We start from the raw sequence: 16,486 nt of genomic DNA on the forward strand, positions 1-16,486 counted from the left end.
TCCGACTTCATCCCTGTTCCTGTGAAAGTTCTTTTAGCCAGATTGAGGTCTGCTCTGTTAAGCGAGCAAATGTCTGCTCTTTGTCTAACGTAACGGGTTGGTTGACATGAATCGATCGACAATCCAGCGCACCGGATACCTTTTCTTCGACGATACCAGCAAGAATAAGACATGGAACTTGAGCAACTCCAGCAGATCGCACGATTTCTCCTGTTATTTTCCCTAATTGACTTTGGTGATCGACTTTCCCTTCACCAGTCCAGACATAATCTGCTTTCCGTAATCGTTCTTCGAATCCTATATACGTAAGGATGGACTGGGCACCGGATACGATCGTTCCCCCGACAGCATGAATCGCACCACCCAGTCCACCTGCGGCTCCTGCACCTTGAATATTTTCTAGCTTAAGAATCGTTTCCATTTCTTTCAGTCGTTGATCTAAATATTCAATCTCATTTCGTCGCAACCCTTTTTGGGGTCCAAATAGATATGCTGGACCGTCTTGACCAGAGTAATGGGAACGAACATCGACCAATGCCTCCAACGAAAATGAAGCGTCTATACATGTCAGCCGTTGCGTCTCGACTAGCGGATTCGTGTGAAACCGAATCGGACGATCTTCCTCATCTCGTAAAGAACATCCCATTTCATGTAAAAAACCAAGCCCGCCATCTGTCGTTCCTGTTCCTCCAAGAGCGACTCGAATCTTTGTCATGCCTTTTCGGCGTAACGTCTGGACGAGATGACCGACTCCTTTGGTGTGTAGCAAAAACGGATCGTCTGTTTCATGTCTCATCGATAATCCGCATATCTGTGCGACTTCAATGACGGCTTCTTGTCCATGTTGCGCATACATCACTTCACAAGGGCGTCCGGCTAAGTCCACCGTCCACTCCGTCCGCATCTCATAGCCCCCTGCCGCGTACACGGTGAGTGTCCCTTCTCCTCCATCAGCGACAGGCGATTGATCGATGATCGCGGATGGATCCCGTTGAAGAATACCTGCAGCGACCGCCTCTGCCGCTTCTTTCGAAGCGAGGCTTCCTTTGAACGTGTCCATTAAAATCAAATGACGCATTCTTCACACCTTCTTTATAAGTTAATCCGACTTTTTCTGTAACCACTTACATTTACTTTTATGGTATGTTATTGTGTGTCGAAAATACCATTTACTTCTTTTTACATCTTAGGAGGTTTTGTTATGAATGTATCACATCTGTTTTTGAGAATGGCACGGTCCGGTAAAACGATCTTACCGAAACGCTCTTCTTCTAAAGAACGGAAGACTAGCAAACAGCAGATCTCTCTTATGTCAGATGAACATGCTTTATCCTTATCGGGTCATCTGACCGATCCGGATTTAGTCGTCGAGTCCCTTTGTATTTATGACCGGAATCAGCTCCTCGTCACGGAGCTCGTGAATCATCAAGCACGTTCAACCTTTTTCCGATTCGAATTCAATCCATCCCATATTCACCTTCTGATCGATCACCTCATTCAGCATCAAGACACTCACCTAGAACAAGAAGATTTTTTAGAAGAATCAGCTCTTACACCTGAGACGTTATTGCCTCATGGTCGATTTTCCCTATATCTCAAATATCGTAAACCGCTTGCGGCCATTCCACCGGAAACACTCGAGAAGTGGCAAGAGAACGGTCTTCCTTCGCGCGCGATGATCACACAGGATGCTTACGTACGCGAGATTACGTTAGGTCGTTATTTACAAACGGTCATCCCCTCACCGCTCGCACCTTTATTTGATGCGACAAAGCAACATCGTGTCTTTTTATACACAGACTTGAAAGGGAACATCCGATTATTACTAAATAAGGAACCCCTCATTAAGTCACGGCTACAGATTGATCGGATTGATAAAAAACACTCTCACGAAACACATATAGAGGGCAAGTTGTTTTCGCGCCATTCTTTTTTAAAGAAAGGACAGCTCATCCTCGTCCATCGTGAAACTGGAGATCGGATCGCACTGCCCGTTGATTGGTTTTACGATCAAGAGGCAAGTCAACGTCGGTTTGGTCTATATCGCTATACGTATCGCACACAGATTGATTGGTCCGCCTTACAATCGGAACGTCTTCTCCATGAAGGCATCTACGATAGCTTCATGGAACTGACCTACTACCATCGTCTGATCCCTCGCCTCGTCCGACTCGGAAGAGCTCGTTACATCACACGTCATCTCACAACGGAACTTACTGGGCGCAACGCGACACATACGATGCATGTCACACCTTATTTCACTGTCGGTCATCGGAACCTCTCGTTTGAATTAAGTGCGTTCACGAACGAAAATTATCGTTACCTTGAGCATATGATGACGTTTGCCCCTCTCTATCGTCTCTTTGCTGACCGAAAAACATGGTTGATCGGGGAAAGACCTTATAAAGCACAAGATAACGGGTATCACTTTTTCCGGTTCATGCGCGAGCAACATGCAGAACATCCTGCTTACTAAGTGATTGATCCAAATTCACCTGAGTATGATAAGGTCGCGATTCTTGGAAATACCTTGCCTTTCCGTTCGAAAGAACATATTTATCATTCGTTCATGGCAAGTAAATTCGTCGGAACCCATCATGCCGACTATCTTTATCCCCTTCGCTCACCGCGATTCAAGCGAAAAATGAAAGCCGACCGGATCTTCATTCAACATGGAGTACTGGGCGCTAAAAATATGGAGAATCAGTACGGCAAATTCGCATTATCGTTCGATACCGATCTCTTTTTAGTGAGTTCTGAACGGGAACGTCGATTGGTCATACAGGATATGGGCTATCGTCAAGACGAGATTCGAATTACGGGGCTCTCACGCTTCGACGCCCTCTTGAACGGTGACACGCCCGTCAAACGGCAAATCTTGATCATTCCGACGTGGCGTTCGTGGTTGCAAACACCTATTCAGTTCTTGGAATCGGACTATTTCGCACAGTACTCCGCTCTTTTAGAACACCCGCGCCTCCATGAACTCGCACACGACCATGATTTGGAGATTCTGTTCTGTCTACATCCGAATATGCAACAGTACGCGAGCCATTTCGAGCGTTTCCCAGTGACCGTCATCTATCAAGGCGAACGGGATGTCCAAAGTTTGTTGAAGGAGAGTCTCTTACTCATTACAGACTACTCGAGCGTCGCCTTTGATTTTAGTTTCTTAGGACGACCGGTTCACTATTTCCAATTCGATGCTCGCAGATTCATCGGTCCGGTCGGTTCGCACCTTGATTTAGCGAAAGAGTTACCCGGTCCCATCTCGACTACAGTCGATGATTTAATCGCTGACCTCGAAGCGACGGCCTCACGTGATTTTGCGATGCTTCCGTCTTACAAGGAGCGGGCTGCGGTCTTCTTGAAACCAACAGAACAGTCTTATTCCGAAGATATCTACCAAACGATTCTTGATTACAAACAGCAGCGCCATGTTTGGGAAACGATACAAACAAAAGAAGCATCACTCGTGTTATTCCGACTTTTCCGTCGGAGTCGCTTCTATTTCCCAATCATGAAAATCAGCTATCGCTTGATGAAAAAATTACCGGTACAAGAAAATAAAATCGTGTTCGAGAGCGGGCTCGGTAAACAGTACGGTGATAGTCCCCGTTATATCTATGAAGAATTGCGTCGCCTCGGCAGCACCCATCAAGTCATCTGGGTGCACAATAAACGACTCTATCTCGGGGATGATCATGTTAACGTCATCAAACGTCTGTCACCTCGCTACTTTTATTATTTAGCGACGGCCAAGTATTGGGTGAACAATCAAAACTTCCCTCATTACATGACCCGACGTAAAGAAACGACCTATATTCAAACATGGCACGGCACACCACTGAAAAAGATGTTATTCGATTTAGAGGAAATTCATGGTCGAGACGCCGGGTATGTCGACCGCGTCACTCGCTCGATCCAACAATGGAGTGTGCTTCTTTCGCCGAGTAGTTATGCGACAGCGATCTTTAAAAGTGCTTTCCAGTATGAAGGAACGATCCTTGAATCCGGCTATCCACGTAATGACTTATTCTTTGCAGATACTACGAAAAAAGTCGACGATTTGCGTGCACAATTGAATATTTCTCCGGATAAGAAGGTCATTTTATATGCTCCTACGTTCCGGGATCATCATGCATTAGGAAACGGAAAATTTTTCTTTGATTACCCGTTCGAATTCAGTCGTGTCGCTGAAGCATTAGGGGATGATTATGTATTCCTCATTCGGACCCATGTACTCGTAACGAAAAAACCGAAAATTCCAAGTGAATATCAAGAACAGTTCCTCGATGTCACCAACTATCCCGACATTCAAGAGCTGTATCTATTAACTGATTTATTGATCACTGACTATTCATCCGTCTTTTTCGATTTCGCCAATCTGAATCGTCCGGTCCTGTTTTATGCTTATGACCTAGAGCTCTATCGCGATACGTTGCGCGGTTTCTACTTAGACTACCAAAAGGACTTACCTGGTCCGATCATCGAAGAAGAGCTGTCCTTTTACGAGGCACTGGCGACGATTCCATCTTGGGCGAAGGATTATCAAGTAAAGCTCGATCATTTTCGGGAAACGTTCTGTGCGAAAGAGGATGGGCTTGCCGCTAATCGCGTAGTACGCACCTACTTCTTAGATGATGCTCCACTCGAAGCGTCCGAGACAGCGGAAGGAATCTTCGTAACGGATCCGTTGAAAAGTACGTAAATGAAACAGTAAAGAACTCATCCATTATCAAGCTGGATGAGTTCTTTTTCATGCTTTGATTACGTTTTCAATTAATGATAAGATGGAAATGATTTCAATAAATAAGATACCGACAAGAAATTGAATTTCATACACTTAGGAGGACTTGTCTTATGGAACGTTGTTCACTTTGCGGAACACCTCTAGGCTACGAGGATGACGCGTGCTCCTATTGCCAGCATCCCGTCATCGCACGGAAGCGTCCTGAAACGGAACCGACTTCATCTGCATTTCGTCCTGTTCTACTATGCATAATCATTCTTTTCGTCTTAATGACTTCGAGTTTATTTTGGTACATGACGAAAGATGCCTCTTCTTCAGAGGTCGTACCTTCCAAAGTCCAGACATGGAGTCTCTCGGAATGGTCAGATGAACAGGTTGCCTATAATCAAACCTATTCGAAAAATAAACCGCCTACATCGTATGATGTATTACGTTTCGTCCGTCAGTATACAGGAACCGTCCCTGAACTCATCACCTTTTCAACACGTTATGATTCGATCGAGACATTCTCTTCGATTCAATATATGTCTTCTCGCGCATTCAAATCTGAACTTCAGGCACTGACTGCTCTACGCCAAAAAGCAACTTCTGCTGCACCACCCCGCATTCACACAGTTGAATTCCAGGATTTTTCATCCGATGGCTCCATCTATGAACTTCGTACGCTAGAAACGTATCAAATGACACAAGGAAACGAGCCGTCATTTGTCACCTATCGCGTGCAGTATCGTATTCAACTGCATACGGATCATCTTCAAATCACGCACACTACACGAACTGAGGTGAAAACATGAGATATACATGGATGCTTCTTTTCTGTTTGATTTTATCAGGTTGTAAAGAGACGCCCTCTAACGTTCAAAGGGAAATGGAGAACGATGCCTACACTCAAGTCGTCGAGCGTGCGACAACTGAGCAGGATAGTCAAGCGGCTCAAACGATGGTGAAGCTGGAGCAACAGTTCGCTAGCTATCATTTCAAAGAAGTAATCCGAACTGCCCGTACGATTGAACAGTCTGATTTAGCGCCGGATCACCCGATTCGTGAACGGGCTCAGTTGATTGAACAAACCGCTCAAGAGAAAATCAAGCAAGTCCGGCAGTTTGAAGGAACGTATGAAGTGGAGCGAAGTACTTTCGAAAATGAACCGTTTGAAGGGAGCGGTCGTATCCACGTTTCGTTTGATTCACGAAATACCTTTGTCGCATCCCTTCAATTCGATCACTTCGGAACAGCTGGATCTTTTCGAAACGATACAGAGGTCATTCGATTCGAGCCTGACCTTTCAGCTCGCCTTTTCTTTTCAGAAGGAAGTGTGACCTATCGATTCGTTCGTTCCTCGCTTCGTCTGACCTTCGAAGGACCAGGCGGAAAAAAGACGTATCAGCTTTATGAGGTGACGTGATGGTAGAAGACCCATTCCTCGATTCCATCCATAGAAAAGCCGTACTCTTCTTGATTCCAGAGTACGGCTTTCGTTCATCTCATCACATGTTGATAGATGTGATGACAGAGTTCATGAGTTTCTAAACTATCTGAAGCCGTGACGGACGCAGACGGCTCACCCGCTATCGTTTTCAAGAATGCATCAATCAAGGCAATGAATCCTCTTCGACTCAATGTCGATTCCCAGTTATCTAGCGGATAGACAAGCGTTCCTTCACTCGTTTGTCGTTCGTGCATCGTCACGTCTGTAGCGATCCGCTTTTCATACGGTCCCATCACTTCTACCCGCTCTTCCGTGACACCATTGTTCCGGTTCATCACTCCGATGGCAGTAATTCCATTTGATTCGAATTGGATCGTAACGTGATGCAACCCACTCGTATCCTGCTTACTCCGGATATGCAGGTTTTCGATTTTTCCACGTCCCGTCAAATAGCGCAGCGTATCCGCAACATGGATGAAATCATCAAACAAAAAAGGTTGCGCGCCCTCAACAGAAGGCGTTCGATTTTTTTGCATGATGATCATATTCGGGGATTCAACTTCTAACAGGCGACGATGTGCGGACGCGAATCGTCGATTGAATCCTGTAATGAACGGGACCTTCTTTTCCTCTGCCAATTGAACCAGCTCCCGAATTTCCTCGATGTTCATCGAAATCGGCTTATCGACGAATACAGGTACTCCTGCTTCGAGTGCTTGCTTCGCTTGTGTTGCATGCGCTTTTGTTGCGGAATGAATCATGACAGCATCCATTCCCTCTGACAACGCCGCTTCTAAAGTCGGAAACGTGCCTGAAAAACGATACATCGATTGCCATTTTTTCGCTTTTTCCTCTTCGCGCGAAATCAAATGAATGTCCACGTCTTCTCTTGCGGCATATACAGGTAAGTATGCTTTTTGTGCGATATCTCCGATACCTACTACGGCTAATTTCATCTACTATCTCCTCCATTCATCTGCTCCATTATTCCCTTTTCCTCACTATTATATTCGAATGCATCAATTTTTTTGAAAACAAGTGAATTTCCTTTTTTTGTTTTATGATGAATCTATATTTTCAAAAAGGAGGGAATGATTTTTTATGAAGCCATTTTTTCGAATGAGTCTGATACTCCTGATCCTGTTTACACTTTTCCTACCAGCTTTACCGGCGCAAGCTGCCAGTTATCAAGTCGTCGTCACATCCAAATCCGGAGGAAATATTCGTTCTAAACCAAGTACGAGTTCCTCTGCAACTATCGTTCGCCTCGCTGCGTATCAATCGAAATTCACAGCAGTATCGTATTCGAACGGTTGGTACAAAATCAAAGATGGCGGTACTTACCGTTATCTGTCCAATCAAGTCGCAAAAAAAGTGACTGGTTCGAGTACATATGCTCTCATCGTCACCTCTAAGTCTGGCGCGAACATTCGCTCCAAACCAAGCACCTCCTCTAGTAAGACGATTGTTCGGCGTGCTGCTTACAAGAGTGTGCTACAAGCAGTCTCCTATTCCAAAGGATGGTATAAGATTAAAGACGGAGGAAAGACACGCTACGTTTCCAATCAAGTCGTCCGAAAGAAAACAGCAGCTAGTAAATACCCGGTTGCCTCTTTACGCTATTTTCAACTCGGTTCTACTTCCTATATCACGACGAAACAAAGTAACGTCCGACGGTATCCGGCAAGTACGACCAAGTTGTTGACTGCCATCGTCGGATACGAAGTAGCCGCTCGAAACGGTACACTGGATCAGCCTTTTACGCTCACGTATTCCATGATTTCAGTACCGTATGGTAGCAGTGTCGCGAGTTTACGCTCGGGAGATCGTGTCACGATGCGCCAACTCTTGAATGGCATGTTGATTCGCTCGGGTAATGATGCCGCTAAAGCGATTGCCGTTCGGACCGCGGGTTCTGAATCAAAATTCGTTTCGTTAATGAATAGTCGTGCTCAAGCACTCGGCATGTCAGCCAGTCATTTTTCCAATCCACATGGTTTTCATGAATGGAATCACTATACGACAGCTGCTGATATGCAAAAACTCGCGAACACGTACGCGAATTATAGCTACCTGATTACAGTAAGCGGTCGAAAATCATATAAAGCAAGCATCAAAGGACCTTACGCTCGAACGTTGAAGTGGTATCACACGGATAAAACCTTACCTAAGGAACCTCGTATTTATGCGAGTAAAACGGGATACACCCCTGAAGCGAACAATACGCGCGTCTTTTTCCTTAAAAAGGGGAATGTCCGTTATGGATTGGTCACACTCAAAGGTACTCCCACTCAAACGGAAACGACACTCCGCTCTGTCTTGAAACAATAATTGCTCAATCAACAACCTGATTCCCTTTCCGGGAGTCAGGTTATTTTTCATTTTGTCTCTAAAATTATGCTTGCACTGAAAACGAATTCATCTTAGAGTTAAGAATAGAATCAGACGTCTGACGTCTTAATGAAGGAGAGTTTTACGTGGGAAATGTCAGTTTGTTATTTGGGGGCGTCGCGCTCTTTTTAAATAGCTTGACCTTGTTCGGAAAAGTCGATCTCCGTAGCGCGGGTGTCTTCAGTCTCATCACCGGTTTATTGCAGACGTTCATCGCAACCTATCTCGTCATCGGTGCCGCTGGCGATCCAGCGTTGACGTTCGGATACGCGAGCATCTATCTGTTTGCCTTTACGTACGTTTACGTCGGGATCACGTTCTTGTTTAATCTCGACGGGAGCGGGGTCGGTTGGTTTTCCTTGTTCGTTGCGATTGCCGCCTTGTTTTATGCGTTCGTCAGTTTCACGACGAATGACATCATCGGTGGTGTGACGTGGTTGTTCTGGGCGTTGCTCTGGAGCCTGTTCTTTCTCGGAATGGGAATGAATCGCCCGATTGATGCAATCACTGCCCGTGTCGCCCTCGTCTTGAGCTGGTTGACATTAATCGTACCGGCACTGATCGGGCTTCGATTCGACTACTTCAGTTCAGCGTATCAATGGTTATGGAGCGGTGCTGCCCTTCTGACTACCGTCTATTTCCTCTATACGATGATGAAATTCTCGATGCTTCGGACGATCCGGTCGTCGTGATACGCTCATCGATTCATCAAAAAAAGATGTCCATTTTCGGTTATGAATCGGAGATGGACATCTTTTTTTGTTTTATTTGTAGTATACGTCAAACGAAAAGCAAAATAATTTGTTCGCTCGACATCGCTTCCTAGGGAAAAACAAGCAAGAGTGACCCTGCAGCGAAGCGAAGCGGCACGATGCTTGTCCCAGGAAAACGATGCGAGACGAACAAAGCATACGCTCGTTCTTGCCTCATGTCATTCCAATGCTTCCTTTAGTTGAGCTTGAACTTCTTTCAACGACTTATCCGTCGGATGCCAGTAGTAGATTCCGTCCGATTCGATTCCCCCTTTCCCGTCGAGTGATAAGGTCTCGACATTTCGTAAGGCATCCCGGTAATCCGTCGCGACGGTCCGGGCAACGGAAAATGGTACGTTCGTCTTGACGTTTTTCCCGAGTGCGTCGAGGACAGCATTGAAGCGACGAATCGAGAAGTCCTCCGTCATCTTATCGGTGACCGCCTGAACGACTTGCCGTTGACGGATCTGTCGTCCAAAGTCACCGCGTGGATCATCATAGCGCATCCGCGCATAGGCAAGTGCTTCTTTCCCGTTCAGCGACAGTTCCCCTTTTGGAAATTGCATCTCATAATATGAGAAATTGATATCGTTCTCGACGGTGACACCATCGACGGCATTAACGAGATCCGTGAACCCTTCTAAATTGATTTCTGCGAAATAGTCGAGTCGGATATCCAGCAGATGACTAACCGTGTCGAGTGCCATCTGTGGACCACCGAAGGCATACGCATGATTGATCTTATCGTTCGATCCATTGCCGATGATTTCTGTTTTCAAATCACGCGGGATACTGATCATTTGGCTCTTATTCGTCTTCGGATCAATCGTCACGACGATGATCGTATCACTGCGTCCTGTCTCGTTTTTTCGTTGATCGACGCCGAGTAATAAAAAGGAGAGCCCTTTTTTCTGTTCGACAGCTTTCTCTGTCTCGACGCTCGCTTTGACTGGCACCTGTACTTGGACTTCTTGCATCGTCTGGCTCGCTTTTTGGTAAACGTATCCGCCTGAACCGAAGAGAAGGAGCAGGCATATCCCCGTCAGTGTCAACACGATCCATTTCCACTTCTTCATCATCCATTCTCCTTTTCTTCGATCTGAATTCAGGACTGTCTCTGTGCTTCAAGTACGAGCAACGCATTGCGCCAGCTACCGAACAAAGCGGTGATGACGCCGATGCTTGGCGCATCACGTCCGATGCTGAACCGTTGGTAACTTGCGATCGTCAGATGTTCCGTTTCTTTTGCGGCTGCAGCGAGCACGTCGAGTACTTCCTCTTCCCGCCAGCGTTTTCGCGGAAATTCAATGCCGATGATTTCAAGGGCGTTTGACCAAGAGCCGTACCGGCGAGCAATCGTTGCGACGGTCGGACGATTTTGACCAGCCGCCCACTTCGTGTAGGTCTGGCTCGTCAAGACCGGCAAGGCACCTTGCGCTTCAAGTAATGACTCGATGATCCGTTGTTCCATTTCCTGGATGCGTTCCTTTAAGATATCCGCTTCTGACAATGCCTGCTGCCACGAGTTGAATTGATGGACGATATCCGTCAGGCTAGGTGCTTGCTTTTGTTGCGCCCATTCGCGGTACGTCGCGCTCGTGAAAGGATCGAGTTCCTCCCGTGCCTGACGCAAGGCGTCAATGATTTCCGATTTCGTGAACGTCAAGCGGGCTTGTCCGATGCCAGCTCGTTCCAAGGCGATCTGCCACGACCCAAACAGCATCAGGATTTCCGCGACGCTTGGATGAGTGGTGTTCAATTGCCAGCGGAAATAGGTATTGGCCGTCAATTCATTCTTCCCGTTCGCAGCGAGACGGAGTGCGTGGATCGCTTCCTCCATATCGCGCATGACGATGTCCCCTTCCCATATATTCATGACTGGACGTTCCGGCGTACGTTCGTCTGTAAGGTATGACGAACGTTTCGGATGACGACGGCTTGTTCGGTGAACGTCATTTGTGAAGCAGACGGGAGGCAGATGCCGTCTTCAAACAGACGACGGCTGACATCCATCCCTTCTGCTGTGATGAATGGTACGTCGCGATAGACGGGCTGCAAGTGCATCGGTTTCCAGACCGGACGGGACTCGGCATTCGCTTGTTGTAGCGTCTGGATCATTTCGTCGCGTTGCACTTGACCGCCTGGTAAGAGAAAAGCACTGAGCCAACGGTTGGCGAATGTTCCGGTCTGCTCGACTTGCGACGTGACGCCGTCCGGCGCAAAGGCACGATCGTAACGATCAAAGATTTTTCGCCGTGCATCGACGCGTTGATCGATGACTTCGAGTTGACCGCGTCCGATCCCAGCAGCGACGTTGCTCATCCGGTAGTTGTAGCCGACTTCCGTATGCTCGTAATGGAGGACCGGTTGTCTCGCCTGTGTCCCGAGATAGAAGGCACGTTCGATCAAGACTGGATCATTTGCGACGAGCATTCCACCACCTGACGTCGTGATGATCTTGTTGCCGTTGAAGGAGTAGATTCCGAACGTCCCGAATGTCCCCGTCATCCGCCCGTTGACGCGTGTTCCAAGTGACTCTGCCGCGTCTTCGATCAACGGAACATCATACTCTTCACAGAGCGCAGCGATCTCCTCGATTTGTGCCGCGACTCCGTATAGATGAACGACGATGACGGCTTTCGGAAGTTTTCCTCGCGTTGCCGCCTGGATCAACGCGCGTCGGAGTGCGACGGGTGACATGTTCCATGTCTCCTCTTCCGAATCGATCAGGACAGGACGAGCACCGACGTAACGAATCGGATTCGTCGAAGCGATGAACGTCAAGGACTGACAGAAGACGTCATCCCCCGTCGTGACACCAAGCGTCGCGAGTGCCAAGTGAATGGCTGCCGTACCACTGCTCGTCGCAAGCGTTGCGCGAGCTCCCGTGTAGGCTTGCATCTCTCGTTCGAAGGCATCGACGTTCGGTCCAAGCGGTGCGACCCAGTTCGTCTCGAGTGCTTCCGTGACGTAACGTGCTTCTTGACCACTTAAGTGCGGGATGGAGAGCGGGATGTGTTTCATGATGTTTCCTCCCTTCGAGGTGACAGCTGACGGAGCGGCGTCCGGTAGATCGGGAACCACTGTCCTGTCTCGATTTCCGGATGTTGTTGTTTGATTTGTCGCGCGAGCCGGTCATAAATCGTCGGATCAAGAATCGATGTCCCGAGTCCAAAAAACGTTCGATTCGCTTCACCAAAGGATCGTTTGTAGGCGAGTAAGCTATCTGCATCGGATCGTGTCGTTCCGCCACCGAGATGCAACGCTTGCAGACCAGCTTGTTTTGCCCAGCGAATCATCTCCGCGAATAAGAGGTGGTTCGGGCGAAGCGACAAGTAGGCAGGATCTGAAGCACCGAGATGATAATGTGCGAACTGGCGACCCGTCAGGACGATGCACCCAGCGATGATCCGCCCTGCTTGCTCGGCAAGCAACAGGACATTTTTGATCCGTCCTTCAGCGAAGTGATCGAAGTAGGTCTGATCAAAGTAATACCGCGCATCGGCTTGATGTTTATCCATCGTCATCTGATAGAGACGGGCGAAGTCCGAGTACTCTTCCGGACGTCCGAGGCGAATCGTGACGCCTTCGCGGCGTGCTTTCCGGATGTTACGTCGCGTCATTTGCGAGAATCCACCTTCGATTGTCTCGAACGGATCCGTCAGCTCAAGTGTCACCGTCGGCTGCAAGATATCCGTTTGATGGCACCAGTGTTGACCGAGTTCCTGATTGTGTAGCAAAGGGTGGAAACGAACCGTCTCGGTGACGATTCCGGTTTCACGACAGTACTGTTCGAATCGCGCGCGGGCTTCGCGAATCTGATCAAGTGACCAGATACCCATGAAATAAGGACCACCATAGCCGTACGGCGTCGTGATGTCCTCAAAGCGTGTGCCTGGAATCGGTCGCCGCAAGTACGGATAGATCAACGTCCCAAACTCCGTCGGATAATAAAATAATTCAGGAATCTCATCGGGTCCCTTCGCAAGTTCGAAGTAAGCATGTTCGTAATAACAATCGAGTTGATAGGTCGCGACGAGTGCGTCCCATTCGCGTGGATCCCGAATCAACCGTTCATCGCTTAGCGACATCATGGGGAACACCTCCGTCGAGACCCTTGAACTCACCCATGCCGGTCTGGTGAGCCGTCGAGTTCCCTTCTGACGAGATGACCATTTTGAACGTCTTGAATAGGATGTAGAGATCCAGTCGGAATGTATGATTGGCTGCATACCATTGATCTTGCTCGAGGCGTTGCTGCCACGTCGTTGCGTTGCGACCGTGAATCTGTGCCCATCCCGTCAGACCAGGTAAGACATCGTGTCGTGTCATCTGCTCCTTCGTATAGTGGTTCAAGTAGCTGACGAGTAACGGACGCGGTCCGACGAAACTCATCTGTCCGCGGAGGATGTTTAAGAACTGCGGGATCTCATCAAGGCTTAAGCGACGAATCCACTCGAGCGATGCCGGAATCCGGTCCGCATCCGGAAGGAGTTTCCCTTCGGCATCCGTTTCATTCGTCATTGTGCGGAACTTATAGATCTTGAACAATTCTCCCTTATAACCAGGGCGGACTTGATTGAAGAAGATCGGTCGTCCAAGCTTCGTGTAGATGACTAAGGCGACGACGGCGTAGACAGGAATCAAGATGAGGATGGCGATCAGACTAACCGTGAAGTCGAATGTGCGTTTCATGATGACGTCCTCCTTTTACATAGCTGAAAAGAGATCAAGTTGTCGTTTGATGACGTCGGCTTCGTTGAAATGTTTCATGGCACGGTCAAATCCATTCCGTCCCATCTCGTTGGCACGGTCAGGATGTTCGACGAGTGTATTCATCCGTTTGGCGAGCTTCGCGATGTCGTGGACTTCAACGAGATACCCCGTTTTCCCCTCGACGACCTCTTCGCGGCAGCCGCGGATGTTTGTTGCAATGACGGGCTTTGCGCTCGCCATCGCTTCGATGATCGAACGTGGGACGCCTTCGCGATGCGATGGTAAGACGAAGGCATCGACTTGTTGAAACAAGCTCGGTACGTCTTCGACGAACCCAAGGTAATCGACATTCGGAATCTCGCGAATCCGTCGTAAGAATAAGTGTTTCGTCGTCTGATCCCGCTCGCTTGCCATCATCTCACCAGCGATGACGAGACGGGCTTCCGGGTGGCGATAGACGACGTCCTCGAACGCATCGAGCAGTTCGAGAATCCCCTTTTCTTCGACGATCCGACCGATGAAGAGGAACGTAAACGGCGCTCCGGCTTCACGTGGTCGTGGGTAGAAGCGGGTCAAGTCAATCCCATTTCCAAGGTGCATCAGGCGGGTATTCGCCTTAAAGCGTTTGCGCTGAGCGAGTTGATAATCTTCTTCGCTCTGGAGGAGAAGGTAATCGGTCGCGAAACGAGCTAGCCACTTTTCAACGGAATACGTCAGCTGGTACGTCACCCGCCCCATCTTCTCGTGGAAGTAAAAGCCGTGTGCCGTGTAGACGATATGCTTCGTTCCGGCCCGTTTTGCGGCGACGCGTCCGAGGGCGGCAGCGACTGGTGTGTGGACATGGACGGCGTCGTAGCCGTCCTCCTTCAAGATTCGTGTGATTTCTTGGATCGTCCGCCAGTTACTTGTCCAGTCGATCCGGCGCTCGATCGGGATGTCGTGCATCCGGAATCCCTTTGCAGCGAGTTTCACCGAGGCACCGGTGTCGGCACAAGCAATGCCGACGTCGTGCCCGGCGTTTTGTAAAGCGAGTAAGAGCGGCTGTAACATCGTCTCTGCCGTCGTATCAAGGGCACAGACCTGAAGAATTTTTAAAGGCGCCATACGTGGACCCCCTCTGGCTGTTCTGACCGTGGCAACATGCCTTTGATGTCGACGACGATTCCGCGTCCGACCTTCAGTAAGTGTTGCGCTAGATTCCAACCGCCTTCGACGTATTCTTCGTGTGAGACGGCGAAGATGACGACGTCGGCTGGTTTGAGTTCGCTCATCTCGAGCAAGTCGATGCCGTACTCGCGTTTCGCCTCACTCTTTTCGACGAGTCGATCCGTCACTTGGACGTCAATGCCGAACTCTTCGATTTCGCGGACGAGGTTCGCGACTTTCGAGTTCCGGATATCGCTGACGTTCTCCTTGAATGATAAGCCGAGGATCGTGACACGAGCACCGAGGACCGGCATGTTCTGTTTAATCAGGTTCTTGACGAGCGCTATTGCGATGAAGCGTCCCATCGTATCGTTGATCCGGCGTCCGGCGAGGATGACTTCCGGATGATAGCCGAGCGACTCGGCTTTCATCGTTAGATAGAATGGATCGACGCCGATACAGTGACCACCGACGAGACCCGGGCGGAACGGAAGGAAGTTCCATTTCGTACCGGCTGCTTCGAGGACTTCGAGCGTATCAATGTCCATCCGGTCGAAAATGATTGCCAGTTCGTTCATCAAGGCGATGTTGAGGTCGCGCTGTGTGTTTTCGATGATTTTTGCGGCTTCTGCAACCTTGATCGACGAAGCCCGGTGGACACCGGCTTCGACGACCGCTTCGTAGACTTCCGCGACGATATCGAGTGTCTGTTCATCCTGAGCCGAGACGATTTTTTTGATCGTCTTGAACGTGTGCTCGTGGTCACCCGGATTGATCCGCTCCGGTGAGTAGCCGACGAAGAAGTCGACACCGGCGCGTAAGCCCGATGTTTCTTCAAGGACCGGGATACAATCTTCTTCCGTCGCTCCTGGGTAGACCGTCGACTCATAGACAACGATATCGCCTTTATTGAGCTGGCGACCAACGAGGTGTGAGGCCCGTAAGAGTGGCGTTAAATCCGGTTGATTCTGCGCATTGATTGGTGTCGGAACGGCGATGATGATGAAGTCACTCGCTTGCAGTGCTGATGGATCCGAGACGTAGTCGACGGTTGCGTTCTTCAACGTGAACGGACTCAGTTCGAGTGTCGCGTCGATCCCTTCTTGCAGTTCTTGAACGCGTTGTTCCTTGATGTCAAAGCCGACAACGGCTGTTTTTTCGCCGAAGGCGACAGCGACGGGAAGACCGACGTATCCGAGTCCAACGACGGCAATCGAACGGTTGGCAATGGGAAGTGAACCAGTTTGGGCTGCTGTCGTATCTACGATGTGTTTGACTGCCTTGTTCATGGTGGGTTCC

The 16,486-nt window shown here is 48.9% G+C and carries 15 protein-coding genes; 6 read left to right on the forward strand and 9 right to left on the reverse strand.

The genetic code is table 11. The annotated features are described in order from the left end of the window. Window positions 1-7: 7 nt before the first annotated feature. Window positions 8-1,078, reverse strand: coding sequence for a glycerate kinase (locus KNQ12_RS06525; RefSeq protein ID WP_214746926.1), 1,071 nt, complete (start codon window positions 1,076-1,078; stop codon window positions 8-10). Between the two features lie 123 nt (window positions 1,079-1,201). Between KNQ12_RS06525 and KNQ12_RS16975 the strand changes: the two genes are divergently transcribed. The 4 genes from KNQ12_RS16975 (at window position 1,202) to KNQ12_RS06540 (ending at window position 6,158) form a co-directional block, all read left to right on the forward strand. Further along, the gene (locus KNQ12_RS16975) at window positions 1,202-2,476 is read left to right on the forward strand and encodes a hypothetical protein (RefSeq protein ID WP_251055716.1); all 1,275 of its coding nucleotides are present in this window, start codon (window positions 1,202-1,204) and stop codon (window positions 2,474-2,476) included. Then, window positions 2,477-4,711, forward strand: a complete 2,235-nt coding sequence (locus KNQ12_RS16980) for a CDP-glycerol glycerophosphotransferase family protein (RefSeq protein ID WP_353047608.1) — start codon at window positions 2,477-2,479, stop codon at window positions 4,709-4,711. 152 nt (window positions 4,712-4,863) lie between these two features. Continuing rightward, window positions 4,864-5,547: a hypothetical protein gene (locus KNQ12_RS06535; protein WP_214746929.1), complete on the forward strand. Its 684-nt coding sequence runs from the start codon at window positions 4,864-4,866 to the stop codon at window positions 5,545-5,547. Continuing rightward, on the forward strand, window positions 5,544-6,158 hold the full coding sequence (locus KNQ12_RS06540) for a hypothetical protein (RefSeq protein ID WP_152995325.1): 615 nt from the start codon (window positions 5,544-5,546) through the stop codon (window positions 6,156-6,158). The genes KNQ12_RS06535 and KNQ12_RS06540 overlap by 4 nt, the downstream gene beginning before the upstream one ends. Window positions 6,159-6,232: 74 nt before the next feature. Here the strand turns inward: KNQ12_RS06540 and KNQ12_RS06545 are convergent, their stop codons facing one another. After that, window positions 6,233-7,138, reverse strand: a complete 906-nt coding sequence (locus tag KNQ12_RS06545) for a Gfo/Idh/MocA family protein (RefSeq protein WP_214746932.1) — start codon at window positions 7,136-7,138, stop codon at window positions 6,233-6,235. Window positions 7,139-7,301: 163 nt separating this feature from the next. Between KNQ12_RS06545 and KNQ12_RS06550 the strand changes: the two genes are divergently transcribed. Beyond that, window positions 7,302-8,513 (forward strand): SH3 domain-containing protein, encoded by a 1,212-nt coding sequence (locus KNQ12_RS06550; RefSeq protein ID WP_251055717.1) that lies wholly within the window; start codon window positions 7,302-7,304, stop codon window positions 8,511-8,513. Between the two features lie 146 nt (window positions 8,514-8,659). Next, window positions 8,660-9,265 carry an AmiS/UreI family transporter gene (locus tag KNQ12_RS06555; RefSeq protein ID WP_214746940.1) on the forward strand — a complete coding sequence of 202 codons (606 nt, stop codon included), beginning with the start codon at window positions 8,660-8,662 and terminating at the stop codon, window positions 9,263-9,265. 239 nt (window positions 9,266-9,504) lie between these two features. Here KNQ12_RS06555 and KNQ12_RS06560 read toward each other — a convergent pair whose 3' ends face one another. The 7 genes from KNQ12_RS06560 to KNQ12_RS06590 are packed head-to-tail and all read right to left on the reverse strand — an operon-like array spanning window position 9,505 to window position 16,476. Next, window positions 9,505-10,401, reverse strand: a complete 897-nt coding sequence (locus KNQ12_RS06560) for an LCP family glycopolymer transferase (RefSeq protein ID WP_214746943.1) — start codon at window positions 10,399-10,401, stop codon at window positions 9,505-9,507. 29 nt (window positions 10,402-10,430) lie between these two features. Beyond that, window positions 10,431-11,201, reverse strand: a complete 771-nt coding sequence (locus KNQ12_RS06565) for a hypothetical protein (RefSeq protein WP_251055718.1) — start codon at window positions 11,199-11,201, stop codon at window positions 10,431-10,433. Beyond that, on the reverse strand, window positions 11,198-12,349 hold the full coding sequence (locus KNQ12_RS06570; protein ID WP_251055719.1) for an aminotransferase class I/II-fold pyridoxal phosphate-dependent enzyme: 1,152 nt from the start codon (window positions 12,347-12,349) through the stop codon (window positions 11,198-11,200). Before KNQ12_RS06570 ends, KNQ12_RS06565 begins: the two co-directional genes overlap by 4 nt. Beyond that, complete coding sequence (locus KNQ12_RS06575; RefSeq protein WP_214746946.1) at window positions 12,346-13,419, reverse strand: lipid II:glycine glycyltransferase FemX; 1,074 nt, start codon at window positions 13,417-13,419, stop codon at window positions 12,346-12,348. The genes KNQ12_RS06570 and KNQ12_RS06575 overlap by 4 nt, the downstream gene beginning before the upstream one ends. After that, window positions 13,400-14,020 carry a sugar transferase gene (locus tag KNQ12_RS06580; protein ID WP_214746949.1) on the reverse strand — a complete coding sequence of 207 codons (621 nt, stop codon included), beginning with the start codon at window positions 14,018-14,020 and terminating at the stop codon, window positions 13,400-13,402. The genes KNQ12_RS06575 and KNQ12_RS06580 overlap by 20 nt, the downstream gene beginning before the upstream one ends. 15 nt (window positions 14,021-14,035) lie before the next feature. Then, complete coding sequence (locus KNQ12_RS06585) at window positions 14,036-15,145, reverse strand: glycosyltransferase family 4 protein (protein WP_035396069.1); 1,110 nt, start codon at window positions 15,143-15,145, stop codon at window positions 14,036-14,038. Beyond that, window positions 15,133-16,476, reverse strand: a complete 1,344-nt coding sequence (locus KNQ12_RS06590) for a nucleotide sugar dehydrogenase (RefSeq protein ID WP_251055720.1) — start codon at window positions 16,474-16,476, stop codon at window positions 15,133-15,135. Before KNQ12_RS06590 ends, KNQ12_RS06585 begins: the two co-directional genes overlap by 13 nt. Window positions 16,477-16,486 lie beyond the last annotated feature (10 nt).

The organism is Exiguobacterium sp. s11 (assembly GCF_018619015.1).
Classification (GTDB): domain Bacteria; phylum Bacillota; class Bacilli; order Exiguobacteriales; family Exiguobacteriaceae; genus Exiguobacterium_A; species Exiguobacterium_A indicum.

Excerpts from the sequence above, each read along its gene's own strand:
- KNQ12_RS06565 (WP_251055718.1), bottom strand. The coding sequence starts at position 11,201 with ATGAATATATGGGAAGGGGACATCGTCATGCGCGATATGGAGGAAGCG.
- KNQ12_RS06570 (WP_251055719.1), bottom strand. The coding sequence starts at position 12,349 with ATGAAACACATCCCGCTCTCCATCCCGCACTTAAGTGGTCAAGAAGCA.
- KNQ12_RS16975 (WP_251055716.1), top strand. The coding sequence starts at position 1,202 with ATGAATGTATCACATCTGTTTTTGAGAATGGCACGGTCCGGTAAAACG.
- KNQ12_RS06575 (WP_214746946.1), bottom strand. The coding sequence starts at position 13,419 with ATGATGTCGCTAAGCGATGAACGGTTGATTCGGGATCCACGCGAATGG.
- KNQ12_RS06560 (WP_214746943.1), bottom strand. The coding sequence starts at position 10,401 with ATGAAGAAGTGGAAATGGATCGTGTTGACACTGACGGGGATATGCCTG.
- KNQ12_RS06580 (WP_214746949.1), bottom strand. The coding sequence starts at position 14,020 with ATGAAACGCACATTCGACTTCACGGTTAGTCTGATCGCCATCCTCATC.
- KNQ12_RS06535 (WP_214746929.1), top strand. The coding sequence starts at position 4,864 with ATGGAACGTTGTTCACTTTGCGGAACACCTCTAGGCTACGAGGATGAC.
- KNQ12_RS06540 (WP_152995325.1), top strand. The coding sequence starts at position 5,544 with ATGAGATATACATGGATGCTTCTTTTCTGTTTGATTTTATCAGGTTGT.
- KNQ12_RS06590 (WP_251055720.1), bottom strand. The coding sequence starts at position 16,476 with ATGAACAAGGCAGTCAAACACATCGTAGATACGACAGCAGCCCAAACT.
- KNQ12_RS06525 (WP_214746926.1), bottom strand. The coding sequence starts at position 1,078 with ATGCGTCATTTGATTTTAATGGACACGTTCAAAGGAAGCCTCGCTTCG.
- KNQ12_RS06585 (WP_035396069.1), bottom strand. The coding sequence starts at position 15,145 with ATGGCGCCTTTAAAAATTCTTCAGGTCTGTGCCCTTGATACGACGGCA.
- KNQ12_RS06550 (WP_251055717.1), top strand. The coding sequence starts at position 7,302 with ATGAGTCTGATACTCCTGATCCTGTTTACACTTTTCCTACCAGCTTTA.
- KNQ12_RS06545 (WP_214746932.1), bottom strand. The coding sequence starts at position 7,138 with ATGAAATTAGCCGTAGTAGGTATCGGAGATATCGCACAAAAAGCATAC.